Origin of the sequence: Pseudomonas sp. SWRI111, from assembly GCF_014268555.1 — a bacterium.
GTDB classification, from domain to species: Bacteria; Pseudomonadota; Gammaproteobacteria; order Pseudomonadales; family Pseudomonadaceae; genus Aquipseudomonas; species Aquipseudomonas hamedanensis.
In genome coordinates this window covers 1-17412 of the sequence record NZ_JABWQQ010000043.1, presented here as the reverse complement: position 1 = coordinate 17412, position 17412 = coordinate 1, and the positions used below count along the sequence as shown (strand labels likewise).

Here is a 17412-nt window from a genome sequence, read left to right as displayed (position 1 = left end):
TATTTGAGCAGCAGGCGGCCTAATGCTCCTACGCAATGGTTTGAAAAAACTGAACCACTACAGCCTGCTCGCGATAGCGGTAGTGGATGCGACAAATCAAACCGTGGCGACAATAAATATCCGCTTGAACGCAAACAACGTGCAGCCATCGCCCTCTGGCGGGTAATGCTCATGCACCCGCATCAGGTAGTGATAGATAAACCGCGCCTGTTGCGCTGAATCCAGCGCCTGCATCACCGGCCGCAGCGCCGAGACCTTGACCCAGTCATACACCGGCGACTTGCCGTTCACCACTTGCAACTGCTCGGTCTCCCAAATGTCCAGCGACGTGGTCAGCGGGGCGAGCAACCGGTAGTAATCCTCCAGTGTCAGCAACGTCCGCGAAGCCATGCGCTGGCGCAGTTCAGGCGTGCCCAACGGCGTGCCGCCGGGGCCTGCGTCTTCCAGTGTTTCGAGCATCAAGCGATACCACAACGCGTCGCGCCAGTCCGGCATGTGCGCTGCGAGGCAACCGCCAGGATTCAGATGCCCGAGCAGGCGCGGCAGCAACGTTTCATGGCCATCGAGAAAATGCAGCACGGCGGCGGCAAACAGCAAGTCCGCCCGCTGCTCCGGTTGCCAGGCCAGCAGATCGCATTGCTTCCACAGCGCTTTGATCGGCAGAACGCGGGCCTCGTCGAGCATTTGCGGCGAGCTGTCGATGCCCTGCAGCTGCGCACGCGGCCAGCGCTTGGCCAATAATTGCGTGGCGATGCCTGTGCCGCAGCCCAGATCGTAGATGCGCTTGGGGTTTTGCACATCGACACGGTCGAGCAATTCGTTGACCGGGCGTTGCCTGAGTCGGGAAAACTGTTGGTACGCCTTGGCGTCCCAGTCGGGTGCTGAGGTGAGTCGGTTGATCATGAGGTGATCCTCCGGTGATCAATGGTGTCTTCCGATGACAACCTGGTGCACAGCTGGGGACCGACTACGAAACGGAAGCGGGAAGGGTGGGGCGCCTGAGTCCTTCAGGTCTTGGAACTCTATACGGCGCCCTGTGAGGCGCAACAAATCCAGACCAATGGCACAAATCCCCTGTAGGAGTGAGCCTGCTCGCGATAGCATTAGGTCAATCATTACGAATGTGACTGATCTACCGCTATCGCGAGCAGGCTCACTCCTACAGATTAAATCGTGGTTTACAGGAGGCTGATCGGGTAGCTGACGATCAACCGGTTTTCATCAAACTCGTTATTGCTGAAATCCCGGCGCAGGGTCGAGTTGCGCCATTTGACGTTGAGGTTCTTCAGCGTGCCGCTCTGCACGGTATAGCCCAGTTCTGACTCGCGGCCCCATTCCTTGCCGTCGGTGAGGGTCCCGGTGTGCACGTTGTCACCGCTGATGTAGCGGTTCATCAGCGTCAGGCCGGGAATGCCCATGGCGGCAAAGTTGTAGTCGTGGCGCAACTGCCAGGAACGTTCCTGCGCATTGTCATAGCTGGCGTTGTAGCTATCGTTGGCCAGCGTGCCGCCGCTGGTGCCGTTGACGCGCATCCACGCGCTGTCGCCGGTGAGTTTCTGCAGGCCGACGTAGAAGGTGTTGCCGCCGTACCTGGCCGAGAACATCCCGGACCAGGTCTTGTTGTCGAGATCGCCGGCGCGGGCACTGCCATCTTCCTTGCCGTAAAAGAAGCCGAGGTTGGCGCCCAGCGTCCAGTCGCCAAGCGGCTGGCTGTGGACCAGGTTGATGTACTGCTGGCTGTAGATGTCTTTGAGTTCGGCGTTCCACAGGCCGATCTGCGTGCGTTTGTCATTGAAGACGTATTCGCCGCCCTGAAAGTTGAACCGGTCAGAGGTGAACGCCGCTTTGCCGGTCATCGACATGTCGCTCATGCTGCTGTCGTCGCGCGGGCTGTTGGCGCGGAACTGGCCGCCATAAAGGGTCAGCCCGTTGATTTCCTTCGAGGTGATCTGGCCGCCGCGAAAGGTCTGCGGCAATGAACGGCCGTCGTCGGAGCGCAGAATCGGCAACACCGGCATCCACTCACCGACCTTGATTTCGGTTTCGGACAACTTTGCCTTGAAGGCAACGTTGGTGCGACCGAAGTTGTCCGCCGGACGGCCGTCGCGGTCCAGCGGCAATAGCTGCGTGCCGCCGGTGCCCTTGCCGCCATCAAGCTTCACCGAATACAGCCCCAACACATCCATGCCGAAACCGACGGTGCCCTGGGTGAACCCGGATTTGGCGTCAAGGATGAAACTCTGCGTCCATTCCTCAGCCTTGCCTTGGGCTTTGGTCGGATTGGTGAAATTGCGGTTGATGTAGAAGTTGCGCAAGTTGAGGTTGACCTTGGCGCCTTCAACGAAACCGGTTTCTTCGGCGCTCGCTGGCAGGGCCAGACCGGCGATGGCCAATGCAACCAGGCCGGGCAATGCATAAGGCACAGGGAAAACTGTCATGGACGTGGTCTCTCTTGTTTTTTTAGGGCGAACGGCTGCGCTGTCATCGTTTTCAGGGCGTTGACAGGGATTGCTATTAAGAGTGAAGCGGCGGCAGTCAGCCGGGCGGGGCAGGGCGCTGGGGCATGGTGTCGAACCTTGTTGTTATTGGTTTTCTGAGGCGAATGGTGAAGGGCTTGTGTGTTCGGGTTCAATTGTTGAAAGCGGGTTTTGGGCGGTTATCGAACACTACAATCTTTGCATTGGCTGGACGGCCCCCTTCGCGAGCAGACTCACTCCTACATTTGGAATGCGTTCCCTTGTAGGAGTGAGCCTGCTCGCGATGGCGCCGGTGCAGGCGCCATATCTTTTTTGCCAGCCAACAAAAAGCCCACCAAAAGGTGGGCTTGATGCTTTCAACCGATGATCAGAACAACTTCATCTTCGGTGCTTCTTCTTTCACCGGCTCGTTCTGCGCGGTCTGCGCATTCCAGCCGCCACCCAGGGCCTTGTACAGGTTGACCGCACTGGTCAGCTGCGCGAGGCGGTCGGTGATCAGCGCCTGTTGCGCGCTGAACAGCTGACGCTGGGCATCGAGGAAGGTCAGGTTGCTGTCGACGCCGATGCGATAGCGGCGTTCGGCCAGGCGGTAGTAATCCTGGTTGGCCTGAACGAAGTCACGCTGCGCTTGCAACTGCTCGGTGTAGGTCTGACGCGCGGCCAGGCCGTCGGCGACTTCCTGGAAGGCCGTTTGAATGGACTTCTCGTAGTTCGCCACGCCAATGTCCTTCTGGATCTTGGCGTAGTCGAGGCTGGCGCGCAGGCTGCCGGCGTTGAAAATCGGCAGGTTGATCTGCGGCTGGAACAGCCACGTTCCCGAGCCACCCTTGAACAGACCGGACAGGTCCGGGCTCAGCGTGCCCGCGTTGGCGGTCAGGCTGATGCTCGGGAAAAACGCGGCACGGGCTGCGCCGATATTGGCGTTAGCCGCTTTCAGGTTGTGCTCGGCTTGCAGAATGTCCGGACGACGTTGCAGCAGATCCGAAGGCAGACCGGCCGGCACGTCGCTGAGCAGGTCGTCTGATAACGGTTTGGCCGCTTGCAGGTTGGCCGGAATGCCGGTGCCGAGCAGCAGGGTCAGGCTGTTTTCGTCTTGCGCCACCTGGCGGGTATACCGCGCCAGTTGCGCCCGGGCGTTTTCCACCGAGGTCCGCGACTGCGCCAGATCCAGCGCCGAGGCCACACCGACTTCGTTGCTGCGGCTGGTCAGCTTGTAGCTTTCTTCAAAGGCACCGAGGGTGTCCTGGGTCAGCTTGAGCAGTTCCTTGTCCGCTTGCCAGGTCAGGTAAGCGTTGGCGACGCTGGCGACCAGACTGATCTGGGTGCTGCGCCGCGCTTCTTCGGTGGCGAAGTATTGTTGCAGCGCTTGCTCGCTCAGGCTACGAACGCGACCGAACAGGTCGAGCTCGTAGGCGCTGACGCCCACAGTCGCCGAGTAGGAACTGCTGATGCTCGACTCACCGGTTTGCGAGGCGCGGGCCGGCAGGCGCTGGCGGCTGCCGGAACCGTTCGCCGACACCGCCGGGAACAGGTCGGCACGCTGGATGCGGTACTGCGCCGCGTAAGCGTCGATGTTCAGCGCCGCGACACGCAGGTCGCGGTTGTTTTCCAGTGCGACCTGAATCAATTGCTGCAGCGCCGGGTCATGGAAAAACTGCTGCCAGCCCTGCTCGGCAGCGGCTTGTGCCGGTGCCTGGGTCGGCGAATACGCCGGCCCTTGTGGGTACTGGCCTGCGACCGGAGCCTCAGGCTGCTGATAATCAGGTATCAGCGAGCAACCGCTCAGCACGAAGGCGGCGACTGCGATGGAGAGTAGCGACTTGCTCATTGGCCAGCCTCTTTAGGAGTTTCTTGAGTGTCATCCACGTGGGCTTTTTTACGTTGGCCCATGGACGAAACCGTGACAAAGAACAGTGGGACCCAGAAGATCGCCAGGATCGTGGCCGTGAGCATACCGCCAATCACGCCCGTACCGATCGCATGTTGACTGCCTGAACCGGCGCCGGTGGAGATCGCCAGCGGTACAACACCGAGGACGAAGGCCAGCGACGTCATGATGATCGGGCGCAGACGCATGCGGCAGGCTTCGATAGCCGCCTCACGCAGGCTGCGTCCCTGCTCGTGCAATTCCTTGGCGAATTCGACAATCAGAATGGCGTTTTTAGCCGCCAGACCGATGGTCGTCAACAGGCCCACCTGGAAGTACACGTCGTTGGACAGGCCGCGCAGACTGGTGGCCATCAAGGCACCGATGATCCCCAGCGGCACCACGAGCATGACCGCGATCGGAATCGACCAGCTTTCATACAGCGCCGCCAGACACAGGAACACCATCAGCAGCGACAGGGCATACAGCGCTGGCGCTTGCGAGCCGGACAGACGTTCCTCGTAGGACAGACCGGTCCAGGAGATACCGACACCGGCCGGCAGCTTCTTGGCAATCGCCTCGACTTCGGCCATCGCTTCACCGGTGGAGTAGCCCGGCGCCGGAGCCCCGAGAATCTCGACTGCTTCTACACCGTTGTAGCGAGCCAGTTTCGGTGAGCCGTAGACCCATTCGCCCTTGGCAAACGCCGAGAACGGAACCATGGTGCCGTCGGCGTTACGCACGTACCACTTCTTCAGGTCTTCGGGGCTCATGCGTGAGTCCGGCTGGCCCTGCACGTACACTTTCTTCACCCGACCACGGTCGATGAAGTCGTTGACGTAGCTACTGCCCAGCGCGATCGACAGGGTGTTGTTGATATCGCTGATGGTGATGCCGAGGGCACTGGCCTTCTCGTCGTCGATTTCCAGCTGGAACTGCGGCTCGTCGTTCAGGCCGTTCGGCCGCACCTGCGTCAGCACCTTGCTCTGTGCTGCCATGCCGAGGAACTGGTTGCGTGCCTCCATCAGTTTTTCGTGGCCGATACCGGCGCGGTCCTGCAGGAACACGTCGAAACCGGTGGCGTTACCCAATTCCAGTACCGCTGGCGGGGCGAAGGCAAACACCATCGCATCGCGGAAACTGAAGAAGTGTTGCTGGGCACGGGCCGCGAGCTTGAACACGCTGTTGTCAGCGTTACGCTCGCCCCACGGCTTGAGCATGATGAACGCCATACCCGAACTCTGACCACGGCCGGCGAAGTTGAAGCCGGTCACGGTGAACACCGACGCCACCGCGTCCGCCTCACCGCCGTCCTTGTTGGGACGCAGCAGGTACTCACGCATTTCATCCACGACCACCTGCGTACGCTCGGCACTCGAACCTGCCGGGGTCTGCACCTGAGCGAACAGAACGCCCTGGTCTTCTTCTGGAAGGAACGCGGTCGGGATGCGGGTGAACAGCCAGATCATGCCGACCACGATCAACAGATAAGCCAGCAGGTACGGCGCTTTGCGGGTCAACATGTTGCCGACGCCACGCTCGTAACTCTGCACGCCACGGTCGAAGTTGCGGTTGAACCAGCCGAAGAAACCTTTCTTCGGGGTGCCGTGCTCGCCTTTCGGAATCGGCTTGAGCATGGTCGCGCACAGCGCCGGGGTGAAGATCAGGGCAACCAGTACCGACAGGGCCATGGCCGAAACGATGGTGATCGAGAACTGCTTGTAGATCACCCCGGTGGAGCCGCTGAAGAACGCCATCGGCAGCAGTACCGCCGACAGCACCAGGGCGATACCGACCAGGGCTCCCTGGATCTGGCCCATGGATTTTTTCGTGGCTTCCTTCGGTGACAAGCCTTCTTCGCTCATCACCCGTTCGACGTTTTCCACCACAACGATGGCGTCGTCCACCAGCAGACCGATGGCCAGCACCATGCCGAACATGGTCAGCGTGTTGATGCTGAAACCGGCGGCGGCGAGGATGCCGAACGTACCGAGCAATACCACCGGCACGGTCATCGTGGTGATGACGGTGGCGCGGAAGTTCTGCAGGAACAGGAACATCACCAGGAACACCAGCGCGATCGCTTCGACCAGCGTGTGCACCACGCCTTTGATCGACTCGGTCACCACTGGCGTGGTGTCGTACGGGAACACCACTTCCATGCCTTGCGGGAAGAACGGCTTGAGGCTGTCGATGGTGTTACGCAGGGCCTTGGCCGTGTCGAGGGCGTTGGCGCCGTTGGCCAGTTTCACTGCCAGACCGGAAGCCGGGCTGCCGTTGAACTGGGCGCTGATCGCGTAGTTTTCACCACCGAGACCGACCTCAGCCACGTCTTTGAGGCGAACCTGCGAGCCGTCCTTGTTGACCTTGAGCAGGATTTCCTTGAACTGCTCGGCTGTCTGCAGACGGGTCTTGCCGATGATCGTCGCGTTCAGTTGCTGGCCCTTGACGGCAGGCAAGCCACCGAGCTGACCGGATGAAACCTGAACGTTCTGTGCGGCAATGGCGGTTCTGACGTCGACCGGGGTCAGGTTGAAGTTGTTCAACTTGGCCGGGTCCAGCCAGATGCGCATCGCGTACTGGGCACCGAAGACCTGGAAGTCACCGACACCGGCGGTGCGCGAGATCGGGTCCTGCATGTTCGACACGATGTAGTTGGACAGGTCGTCCTTGGTCATGCTGCCGTCACGCGATACCACGCCGATCACCAGCAGGAAGTTTTTCACTGCCTTGGTCACGCGGATACCTTGTTGCTGCACTTCCTGGGGCAACAGCGGGGTGGCCAGGTTCAGCTTGTTCTGGACCTGGACCTGCGCGGTGTCGGAGTTGGTACCTTGCTCGAAGGTCGCGGTGATGGTCATGCTGCCGTCGGAGTTACTTTCCGAGGACACATAACGCAGGTTGTCGATACCGTTGAGTTGCTGCTCGATGACCTGGACCACGGTGTCCTGCACGGTTTGCGCGGACGCACCCGGGTAGGTCACGGAGATCGCAATGGCCGGCGGTGCAATGCTCGGGTATTGGTTGATCGGCAATTTCAGGATCGAAAGCGCGCCGACCAGCATGATCACCAGGGCTATTACCCAGGCGAAAATCGGACGGTCGATGAAGAATTTTGACATGAGTTACTCCCCTTGGCCGCCGGCGGCTTTATCAGCTGCCTGAGCGGGGGCCGGGTTCTTGGTGCCGACGTTGGTCGCTTCGGTCGCTTTGACCTCAACGCCCGGTTTGACGTACTGCAAGCCTTCGGTGATCAGACGATCGCCGGCCTTCAGGCCGTCTTCGATCAGCCACTGGCTGCCGACGGTGCGGCTGGCCTTGAGCTGACGCAACTCGACCTTGTTGTCGGCGCCGACGACCAGTGCGGTCGGGGTGCCTTTGAGGTCGCGGGTCACGCCTTGCTGAGGCGCGAGGATCGCGGCGCTGTTAACACCGGCCTGCAACTGGGCGTGCACAAACATGCCCGGCAGCAGGGTGTGATCCGGGTTCGGGAACACCGCGCGCAAAGTCACCGAACCGGTGGTCTGGTCAACCGAGACTTCGGAGAACTCCAGCTTGCCGTCGAGCTTGTACTGACTACCGTCTTCCAGAGTCAGCTTGACCTTGGCGGCGTTGTCGCCAGCCTTTTGCAGACGGCCGCTTTCCAGTTCGCGGCGCAGCTCCAGCAGTTCCACCGACGACTGGGTCACGTCGACGTAGATCGGATCGAGCTGCTGGATCACGGCCATGGCATCGGCCTGGCCGTTGCTGACCAGCGCGCCTTCGGTCACCGAAGAGCGGCCGATACGACCGGAAATCGGCGCGTAAACCTTGGTGTAACGGACATTGATCTGCGCACTCTGCAGTGACGCTTCCGACTCCATCCGATTGGCCACGGCAGTGTCGTATTCCTGACGGCTGACGGCTTGTTCATCGACCAGTTGCTTATAGCGGTCGGAAATCGACTTGGTCGAACGCAGGTTGGCCTCGGCGCTTTTCAGGGTCGCTTCATAGACCGACGGATCGATCTGATACAGCTGCTGGCCGGCTTTGACGTCGCCGCCTTCCTTGAACAGACGCTTGAGAATGATGCCGTTGACCTGCGGACGCACTTCGGCGATGCGGAACGCACTGGTGCGGCCCGGCAATTCCGAGGTGAGCGTGAACGCTTGTGGTTGCAGAGTGACGACGCCGACCTGAGGAGGCGGAGCGGCCGGGGCCGCTTCTTCCTTTTTACATCCGCTGAGCAGCGATGCCAGGGCGACGGCAGTGACCAGGGCGGTAACAGCTGGCTTGAATTGCATGTAGATCCTCGGGTCAGGCGCGCGAAAAGCGCACAAGAAGTGTGGAAAAGTAAAAATCGGGCACCGGGTGGATAAGTAGCTTGCTAAGGAATATACTTACGTTCATGGTTGTTTGTAAATACCTGCGCCGCGTACCCACCCTGTTACAAAAGTCGTCGCAAGGTTTGAAATTGTAGGCCGGGGAGTCGATTCATGAGAAATCGCCCCCTCTTTATTCAGCGGATATTCAGCCATCCCTGAAACGTCCTGTTTGAGGTTTTACTGCCATGGTCCGTCGTACCAAAGAGGAAGCTCAAGAAACCCGCAGCCAGATTCTGGAAGCGGCTGAGAAAGCCTTTTATGAAAGGGGGGTCGCCCGCACCACCCTGGCGGACATCGCGACCCTGGCCGGTGTCACGCGCGGTGCCATCTACTGGCATTTCAGCAACAAGGCCGATCTGGTTCAGGCCATGCTCGACAGCCTGCATGAGCCGCTGGATGAATTGGCCAAGGCCAGTGAAAGCGAGGACGAACTCGATCCATTGGGCTGTATGCGCAAATTGCTGATTCATTTGTTTCATCAAGTTGCGCTGGACCCGAAAACCCGGCGCATCAACGAAATTCTGTTTCATAAATGCGAGTTCACCGATGAAATGTGCGATCTGCGCCAGCAGCGCCGGACAGCCAGCCTCGACTGCAATGTGCGCATCGGCCTGACCCTGCGCAATGCGGTGAATCGCGGCCAGTTGCCGGCAGATCTCGACACCGCCCGCGCGGCCATCAGTATTCACGCCTACATCGATGGCCTTCTATATGGCTGGCTGCTGGCACCGGACGGCTTTGACCTGCATACAGAAGCTGAACGCTGGGTCGACACCGGGCTGGACATGCTGCGCCTGAGCCCCAGCCTGCGCAAATGAAACAAAATGCGCAATGGGCCATGGGGATGTCAATCAGCCGGCATGGCTGATGATCGCGACGGGGGAGTTTAAACGTAGCGAGCCCTGCATTTTGTAGGGAAATTGTGTCGCCCTTGTGAAACCGTGTTTCGCCGCTTGCCCTCATCCTCCGCCAACAACAAAAAGCCCCCGACTCTCACAAGTCGGGGGCTTTTGCGTTTCCAGGGTATGGCTTACAGCGTCGGATAGTCGATGTAACCCACCGGACCCTTGCCGTAGAAGGTTTCCGGATGCGGCTCGTTCAGCGGTGCATCAGCCTTCAGGCGAGCGGGCAGATCCGGGTTGGCAATGAATGGCACGCCGAACGCCACTGCGTCAGCCTTGCCTGCGGCCAGCCAGGCGTTGGCGCTTTCTTTGGTGAATTTTTCGTTGGCGATGTAAGGGCCGCCGAACGCTTCTTTCAGCTGTGGGCCGAGGCTGTCGGCGCCTTCTTTTTCGCGCGAGCAGATAAAGGCGATGCCGCGCTTGCCCAGTTCACGGGCGACGTAAGTGAAGGTCTCGGCGAGGTTGTCATCGCCCATGTCGTGGGAATCCGCACGCGGTGCCAGGTGCACACCGACGCGGCCGGCGCCCCAGACTTCGATCGCGGCATCCGTCACTTCCAGCAGCAGGCGCGCACGGTTTTCCAGCGAGCCGCCGTAGTGGTCGGTGCGTTGGTTAGTGCTGCTTTGCAGGAACTGATCGAGCAGATAACCGTTGGCGCCGTGGATTTCCACGCCGTCGAAACCGGCGGCTTTGGCGTTCTCGGCACCGGTGCGGTAGGCGTCGACGATGTCGGCGATTTCAGCGGTTTCAAGCGCGCGCGGGGTCGGATAGTCCGCCAGTGGGCGCACCAGGCTGACATGGCCCTTGGGCTGGATGGCGCTTGGCGCGACCGGTGCTTCACCGTTGAGGTACGACGGGTGGGAGATGCGGCCGACATGCCACAGTTGCAGGAAGATCTTGCCGCCGGCAGCGTGAATCGCCTTGGTGACGTTGGCCCAGCCACGCACTTGATCGTTGGACCAGATGCCCGGGGTGTCCGGGTAGCCGACGCCCATCGGCGTTACCGACGTGGCTTCGCTGAGGATCAGACCGGCCGAGGCGCGTTGTACGTAGTATTCAGCCATCAGCGCGTTGGGAACGCGGCCTTCGTCGGCGCGGCAACGGGTCAGCGGGGCCATGATGATGCGGTTGCTCAGCTCGATGTCGCCGAGTTTGATGGGATCGAAAATAGTCGCCATGTCTATAAGCCTCTTGAAGGGAAGTTGATCAGTTGGAAGCAGGGGCCAGCTCGGCATTGCCGTTCTGGCGGAAGGTAATCAGGGTCACCAGCAGCGCGAGCACGGCCAGCGCGGCGGCTGCGAGCGGCACGCGGGTCAGGCCGTAGCCGTGGGCGATGACGCTGCCACCGACCCAGGCGCCGAGGGCGTTGCCGACGTTGAAGGCGCCGATGTTCAGGGTCGAGACCAGGTTCGGTGCAGCCTTGCCGAAGGTCACCACGTTGACTTGCAGCGCCGGCACGGCGGCGAAACACGCGGTGGCCCAGAGGAGCAGGGTGATTTCAGTCGGGATCAGCGCGACGCTGGTCCAGCTCAGCACGGTGGAGACCACGGCCATGGCAATGAACACGCCGATCAGCGTGGCGGCCATGCCTTTGTCCGCGAGCTTGCCGCCGATGATATTGCCGACGGTCAGGCCCAGGCCGATCAGCATCAGCGTCCAGGTCACGCCACGCGGCGAGACGCCGGTGACTTCGCCGAGCAGCGGCGCAACGTAAGTGAACAGGGTGAACACCGAGTCGGCGAACAGCGCGGTCATGCTCAGCGACAGCCAGATGCCGGCGCCTTTGAGGGCGGCGAGTTCGGCGCGCATGTCGAGTTTTTCTTCGTCACGCTTGGCCGGCAGGAAACGGATCAGGCCGATCAGCGCGATCACACCAATCACAGTCACCGCCCAGAAGGTCGAACGCCAGCCGGCTTCCTGACCCAACGCCGTGCCCAGCGGTACGCCCAACACGTTGGCCAGAGTCAGGCCGGTGAACATCAAGGCCACCGCCGAAGCACGTTTGTTCGGCGCGACCAGACCGGCCGCCACCACCGAACCGATGCCGAAGAACGCACCGTGACACAGTGCGGTGACCACACGTGCGAACATCAACACGTTGTAATCACTGGCGATCGCGCAGAGCAGGTTGCCGACAATAAAGATGCCCATCAACGCCACCAAGGCTGCCTTGCGCGGCAGCTTTGCGGTAGCCAGCGCCATGAACGGCGCACCGATCGCCACGCCCAAGGCGTAACCGGTAACCAACCAACCTGCGCCGGGAATCGACACTCCGAGGTCGGCCGCCACATCGGGCAGCAGGCCCATGATGACGAATTCGGTGGTACCGATGGCGAAGGCGCTCAGGGCCAGGATGAGGAGCGAGAGGGGCATGCGGGGTTCCTTGTCGGCTGGCTGACGTTAAGGGTCAGAGCTCTTTACTGAGGGTGTTGAGAAACGCCTGGATGACGTCCTCGTTACGTTTGAAAAAATGCCACTGCCCGGCCTTCTGGCTGCTGATCAGCCCGGCCCGTTGCAGCGTTGCAAGGTGCGCCGACACGGTCGATTGCGACAGGCCGCAGCGTTGATCGATCTGCCCGGCGCAGATGCCGTATTCGTGGTTGTGCAACTGCTCGGGAAACTCGGCTTTGGGATTCTTCAGCCAGTTGAGGATGTCTCGCCGTACTGGGTGCGCCAGGGCTTTTATTATTTCGTCGAGGTCGAGGTTCATGGCTTGGGCTCGTGTTGGCAGTGGCGATATATCGCGATGAGGCGAACTTTAAATCGTTAGATCGCGATATACCAATATGAAATCGGTCTGACGAACTTATAAATCGCTATATCGGGTTATAACGATATTGAGGTGATAGCGGGGCGGACGCAGTGCTAAGCTGCGCCCCATGAACTATCTCGCACATTTGCACCTTGGTGGCCAGCGCCCCGGCCAACTGCTCGGCAGCCTGTATGGCGACTTCGTCAAAGGGCGCCTGCAAGGGCAGTTTGCCCCGGAGATCGAGGCGGCGATTCAACTGCATCGGCGCATTGACGTGTTCACCGACCGTCATCCGTTGGTGGACATCGCCCTGGGACGTTTTTCGCAGACCCGGCGACGCTACGCCGGGATCGTCCTCGATGTGTTTTTCGACCACTGCCTGGCGCGGGATTGGTCGAGCTATGCCGATCGGCCGCTGGAGCTGTTCACCGCTGACGTGTATCAGGTGCTGTCCCGCGAACGGCAACTGCCCGAACGGCTGGCGAAGATCGCGCCGCACATGGTTGCCAACGACTGGCTGGGTTCATATCGCGAATTTGAAGTGCTGGAACAGGTGCTGCGGGGGATCTCGCGACGGTTGACCAGGCCTGAAGAGCTGGCGGGGGCGATGGAGGAATTGCGGCGGTTGTATGAACCGCTGAGCGAAGACTTCAGTTTGTTCTACCCGCAACTGCAGGATTTCGCACAAAACGCGAAACCACCGAAAATCTAATTGTAGGAGTGAGCCTGCTCGCGATAGCGGTCTGTCAGTCACAGTTGCATCGACTGATAGACCGCTATCGCGAGCAGGCTCACTCCCACAAGGGATCTGTGTTTCAGGCAGCGATTGCCGGGCGTATCGGCGCTTGTCGGGTGTCGGGAACCGATCCAAACAACGCCTTCTGCACCGCCTGCTGCGCCTCGAACGCCAGCGCTGCACGCTCACGACCCTGACACGCGATCGGTTTGAGCAAATGTACTTCGACATCGCCGCAGTCATGGCTGAACAACCGCATCAAGTGCGAGAGCAAATCATCGTCGCCAATGAACGGCGCCAGCCCATCGATTTCGCCATCACGCAGATAACGGATCGCTACCGGTTGCAGCAACACCTCTGAATCAATCGCGGCCGACAGCAAGCGACCATGAAAAGTGCGCAGCGAGCGGCCGTCGGTGGTGGTACCTTCGGGGAACATCAGCAAGGCGTGATCGGTTTGCAGGTGACGGGTCATCTGTTTGCGGATCAACTGGCTGTCGCCGGCGCCGCGACGGATGAACAAGCTGCCAGCCTTGGCCGCGAGCCAGCCGGCCACCGGCCAGGTGCGGACTTCAGCCTTGGACAGAAACGACAGCGGCGTGAGCATGCCCAGCAGCGGAACGTCGGTCCACGACACGTGATTGCTGACCCACAGCATCGGCTGTTTCGGCAGCTCGCCATGCACCGTCACGCGAAAGGGCAGGGCGTTGCTCAGGCGCGCCATGAAGAAGCGCGACCAGCGCTGGCGACGCTCCATCGAATGCGCGAAGCCAATCCGTTCGAACACGCCGAAGACGCTGGCCATGGTCAGCCCCAGCGTCACCACCAGCAGCACTCGCGCGATTCGCGCGTACACCCGCAGCCGGCTCATCACACGGCCGCCTTGAAGTGCTTGGCGTAGCGCGGGCAGAGTTCGTCGCGCTTGAGCAGGATGAACACGTCGGCGACCTGGAAGTCTTCGTCCCAGCACGGCTCGCCGCAGATCTTCGCACCCAGACGCATGTAGGCCTTGAGCAGCGGCGGCATTTCGGCGATGACGTTGGAGGGAATATCCAGTGTCGGCAGCGGATTTTTTGGCTCGGCACGCAGGTGTTCGGTGCACAGATAACGCTCGCGCAGACGCTGCATGATTGCGTGGGCCTGAATGCCGCCGTCCTGCATCGGAATGCTCGCGCAGCCCATCAAATAGCTGTAGCCACCTTGATTGAGCACTTCGGCCAATTCGCCCCAGAGCACAGCGATAGTGCCGCCGTTGCGATAGGCCGGGTCGACGCAGGTGCGGCCGATCTCCAGGATCGGGCCCTGCAGATGCGCGAGGCCGTGCAGGCTGAATTCTTCTTCGCTGTAAAACTTGCCGAGGCTGCTGGCAGCGGTGTGATCGAGCAGACGCGTGGTCGCCACCAGGCGCCCGGTGTTCAGGTCACGCACGCCGATGTGGCTGCAGTGAACATCATAATCATCCATGTCCAGACCCAGCTCCGCGCCTTTGAGTTTGGCGTTGAACTCGCCGCTGAAGACGTTGAAGCGCAGGGCCTGGGCTTGCTGCAAAGCTTGGGCGCCAACCAGGCGTTCGGCTTGCAGGCGGCGTTCATTGCCGGTGTCGCTGATGCGGGCGATTTGCGTCATGTGAATCTCCGTACGGGCCTTGAACCCGTCGTGGGTTGCAGCCGATCGACTTTCTTTATGCAGCCGTGTTGTGCAAAGTCAGGCTATGTAGCCCCGGTGTCATCGCCATGAACGTTCGGTGATGCTTATATGACAGCCCAAAAGGAGCCGCTTATGCCCTGGTCAGATTTGCTGCACAGCCGTGAACGCTTGCCCGCCGTTGCCGACCTGGCCGAGGGTTTTGCCACGTTGTTGCAAGCGTTGGGCAGCGTCACGCCTTTCGAATTGGCGGTCGCGGGCGGACGGCGCATGGCGACGCCAGGGCTGGCGTTTCTGGTCGGTTATCAGGCGGCGTTGCGCATGCTGTGGCCGAGCGCGCCGCTGAGCCTCGGTGCGTTGTGTGCGACCGAACAGCGCAGCCTGCGCCCGGCGGACATGCAGACGCGGTTGAGCGATTTGCGCTTGAGCGGGCGCAAGGATTTTGTCACCGCTGGCGATGCGGCGGACTGGCTGCTGATTGCAGCGCGCAGCGAATCACCCGGCGAAGCGCCGCGCCTGAGTCTGGCGGTGGTCTATCCCGGCGAGCTTGGCGTGAAGGTGGAAAAGCTGCCGGCGTTGCCGTTGATGCCCGACATCAGCCATGGGCGGCTGCACCTCGATGGCGCGCTGTGCGAATTGCTCGCCGGCGATGGCTGGGACGCTTACGTCAAACCGTTTCGAACCCTTGAGGATGTTTACGTGCTCAGTGCAATGACCGCGTGGCTGTATGGCGTCGGCCAGGACAGCGATTGGCCGCAGACGCTGCAACTGCGTTTGCTGGCGCTGCTGGCCGGGTGTGCCGAGGCGAGTCGGCAACCGCCGGACAATCCGGCGGGGCATGTGCTTTTGGGTGGGTTGTTTGCGCAGTTTGAAGCGCTGGAGGGGGAGGTGAATCAGGCGCTGGCCGATGGCCCGGCGGAGTGGGCGCAGATGTGGCAGCGGGACAAGGGCGTGATGCAATTGGCGACGGGGGCCAGGGCCAAGCGGCTGACCAAGGCTTTGGCAGTGACCTGAGCGGCCCCTTCGCGAGCAAGCCCGCTCCCACATCGATTGAGTTCATCCTGTTGGAATGCGATCAAACTGTGGGAGCGGGCTTGCTCGCGAAAGCGGCCTGAAGAGCACCACACATCTGTCATCAACTCCACCTAGTCTCAGCAGACCAACCCCAGAGCCCCCACCATGTTCAAAGGCCTGTCGCTGTTCCTGCTGCTGATCAGCCTCACCACCCAGGCCGAACAATGGCCCGGCGAGCAGTGGTCGGTCGGTCCGCAGATCACTGCCGTTACCGATTTGGAAAACTACGCCTTCCCAACCCGTGACGAATCCACCCGCCAAGGCATCCGCACTGACGCCTTGCTGATCATCCGCGACGGCCAGATCATCTATGAACGCTACGCCGGCCCGACCACCGAACAGACCCCGCACCTGACTTGGTCGATCAGCAAAAGCCTGTTGGCTACCGTCCTCGGTATGGCTTACGGCGAAGGCCTGTTCAAACTCGACGATCCTGCGCTGAAATTCTACCCGGCGCTGGAAAAACACCCGACCATCACCCTTGCCAATCTGCTGAATTGGGCCTCCGGTCTGGACTGGCAGGAAGACTACGAATACGCCCCGCTGAAATCCTCGGTGGTGGCGATGCTCTACACCCGCGGCCATCGCGACATGGCCGGATTTACCGCCGAGCACGACGCCTACGCCGCGCCAGGGCAAGCTTTCCGTTATTCCAGCGGCGACAGCAATTTGCTCGCCGCCGCGCTGAAAACCATGGTTGGCCCGCAGCGTTATCCGGACTATCCGTGGACAGCGCTGTTCGAGCCGCTGGGCATTCGCCACGCCGTTTGGGAAACCGATGCAAACGGCACTTTCGTCGCCTCGTCTTATGCTTATCTCACCGCACGTGATCTGGCGCGGGTCGGTCTGTTGATGGCGCGAGGCGGACGCTGGAACGAGCGACAATTGCTGCCCAAGGATTGGGTCGCGTTCAACCTCAAACCTTTTACAGGTTACAAGGCGCATCAGGACGAAGCGGTGCCCGGCGGCCATTGGTGGCTCAACCGTCCTGTCGAGGGCGCATCATCACCGTGGCCCGACGCACCGCCCGACGCCTTCGCCGCCCTCGGCCATTGGGGCCAGGCGCTGTATGTGATTCCCAGCGAGAAACTGGTAGTTGTGCGTTACGGCGATGATCGTGACGGCAGCTTTAACCACAACGAATTGCTCAAACGCGTATTGCAGGCGGTGCGGCCATGAAGCGGTTTCTGTTGCTGCTGCTGGTGGCGCTGCTCGGCTGGAGCTTTTATGAGCGCGAGAACCTTTGGGCCTTCCCGGACATCATCAGCGCCTACACCGCCAAGGAATATTGCTCGTGCCGTTATGTGATGAACAACGACGCCGAGTATTGCCGTGGCTACGTGAAGCAGTGGCTGCCCATCAGCAGCTTCAGCGATGAAGCGTCCAGCAAAACCGTCAGCGTCAGCGGCATGGGCCGCAGCAACAGCGCGCATTGGCTGAGCGAACGGCAAGGCTGCCGCCTCAATCCCTGACCACACCCGTTCTCCCTGCAAACAAACTCCCCCTGTGGGAGCGGGCTTGAACTGGCCTAATAATTCCGGACACCTCTTAAGGGCGATATGATTTCGCCAATCTGGAGGTTTCATGAACGAAAGA

The 17412-nt window shown here is 60.9% G+C and carries 15 protein-coding genes; 5 read left to right on the top strand and 10 right to left on the bottom strand.

All coding sequences use genetic code 11. The features are described 5' to 3' along the window. Positions 1–96: 96 nt before the first annotated feature. The 5 genes from HU755_RS26710 to emhA form a co-directional block, all read right to left on the bottom strand. The gene (locus HU755_RS26710; protein WP_186638221.1) at positions 97–903 is read right to left on the bottom strand and encodes a methyltransferase domain-containing protein; all 807 of its coding nucleotides are present in this window, start codon (positions 901–903) and stop codon (positions 97–99) included. 275 nt (positions 904–1178) lie between these two features. Beyond that, the gene (locus HU755_RS26705) at positions 1179–2438 is read right to left on the bottom strand and encodes an OprD family porin (protein ID WP_186638219.1); all 1260 of its coding nucleotides are present in this window, start codon (positions 2436–2438) and stop codon (positions 1179–1181) included. A gap of 406 nt (positions 2439–2844) precedes the next feature. After that, positions 2845–4305: an efflux RND transporter outer membrane subunit EmhC gene (gene emhC / locus HU755_RS26700; RefSeq protein WP_186638217.1), complete on the bottom strand. Its 1461-nt coding sequence runs from the start codon at positions 4303–4305 to the stop codon at positions 2845–2847. Further along, the gene (emhB, locus tag HU755_RS26695) at positions 4302–7466 is read right to left on the bottom strand and encodes an efflux RND transporter permease subunit EmhB (protein ID WP_186638215.1); all 3165 of its coding nucleotides are present in this window, start codon (positions 7464–7466) and stop codon (positions 4302–4304) included. The genes emhC and emhB overlap by 4 nt, the downstream gene beginning before the upstream one ends. 3 nt (positions 7467–7469) lie before the next feature. Next, positions 7470–8627, bottom strand: a complete 1158-nt coding sequence (gene emhA, locus HU755_RS26690; protein WP_186552087.1) for an efflux RND transporter periplasmic adaptor subunit EmhA — start codon at positions 8625–8627, stop codon at positions 7470–7472. A gap of 266 nt (positions 8628–8893) precedes the next feature. On the opposite strand from emhA, the gene emhR reads away from it, so the two are divergent. Continuing rightward, positions 8894–9526, top strand: a complete 633-nt coding sequence (gene emhR / locus HU755_RS26685) for an efflux system transcriptional repressor EmhR (protein ID WP_186621098.1) — start codon at positions 8894–8896, stop codon at positions 9524–9526. Between the two features lie 212 nt (positions 9527–9738). Here the strand turns inward: emhR and HU755_RS26680 are convergent, their stop codons facing one another. Genes HU755_RS26680 through HU755_RS26670 form a run of 3 tightly spaced genes read right to left on the bottom strand, consistent with a single transcriptional unit; the run spans position 9739 to position 12320 of the window. Then, positions 9739–10788, bottom strand: coding sequence for an alkene reductase (locus tag HU755_RS26680; RefSeq protein WP_186552089.1), 1050 nt, complete (start codon positions 10786–10788; stop codon positions 9739–9741). A gap of 28 nt (positions 10789–10816) precedes the next feature. After that, complete coding sequence (locus tag HU755_RS26675) at positions 10817–11983, bottom strand: MFS transporter (protein WP_186638213.1); 1167 nt, start codon at positions 11981–11983, stop codon at positions 10817–10819. 34 nt (positions 11984–12017) lie between these two features. After that, a complete protein-coding gene (locus tag HU755_RS26670; protein ID WP_186638211.1) occupies positions 12018–12320 on the bottom strand; it encodes a helix-turn-helix transcriptional regulator in 303 nt (100 codons plus the stop codon). 169 nt (positions 12321–12489) lie between these two features. On the opposite strand from HU755_RS26670, the gene HU755_RS26665 reads away from it, so the two are divergent. Then, a complete protein-coding gene (locus tag HU755_RS26665; protein ID WP_186552092.1) occupies positions 12490–13074 on the top strand; it encodes an ACP phosphodiesterase in 585 nt (194 codons plus the stop codon). Between the two features lie 103 nt (positions 13075–13177). Here the strand turns inward: HU755_RS26665 and HU755_RS26660 are convergent, their stop codons facing one another. Then, a complete protein-coding gene (locus tag HU755_RS26660; protein ID WP_186638209.1) occupies positions 13178–13969 on the bottom strand; it encodes a 1-acyl-sn-glycerol-3-phosphate acyltransferase in 792 nt (263 codons plus the stop codon). Further along, entirely contained in the window at positions 13969–14724 is a 756-nt protein-coding gene (gene olsB / locus HU755_RS26655; RefSeq protein ID WP_186638207.1) for an L-ornithine N(alpha)-acyltransferase, read from the bottom strand. Before olsB ends, HU755_RS26660 begins: the two co-directional genes overlap by 1 nt. Before the next feature lie 153 nt (positions 14725–14877). Between olsB and HU755_RS26650 the strand changes: the two genes are divergently transcribed. The 3 genes from HU755_RS26650 to HU755_RS26640 all read left to right on the top strand — a co-directional run bounded on the left by HU755_RS26650 (position 14878) and on the right by HU755_RS26640 (position 17288). Further along, the gene (locus HU755_RS26650; RefSeq protein ID WP_186638206.1) at positions 14878–15756 is read left to right on the top strand and encodes an acyl-CoA dehydrogenase; all 879 of its coding nucleotides are present in this window, start codon (positions 14878–14880) and stop codon (positions 15754–15756) included. A 165-nt stretch (positions 15757–15921) separates the two neighbouring features. Next, a complete protein-coding gene (locus HU755_RS26645) occupies positions 15922–16995 on the top strand; it encodes a serine hydrolase (RefSeq protein ID WP_186638204.1) in 1074 nt (357 codons plus the stop codon). Further along, a complete protein-coding gene (locus HU755_RS26640; RefSeq protein WP_186638201.1) occupies positions 16992–17288 on the top strand; it encodes an amidase in 297 nt (98 codons plus the stop codon). The genes HU755_RS26645 and HU755_RS26640 overlap by 4 nt, the downstream gene beginning before the upstream one ends. The last annotated feature ends 124 nt before the right edge of the window (positions 17289–17412 follow it).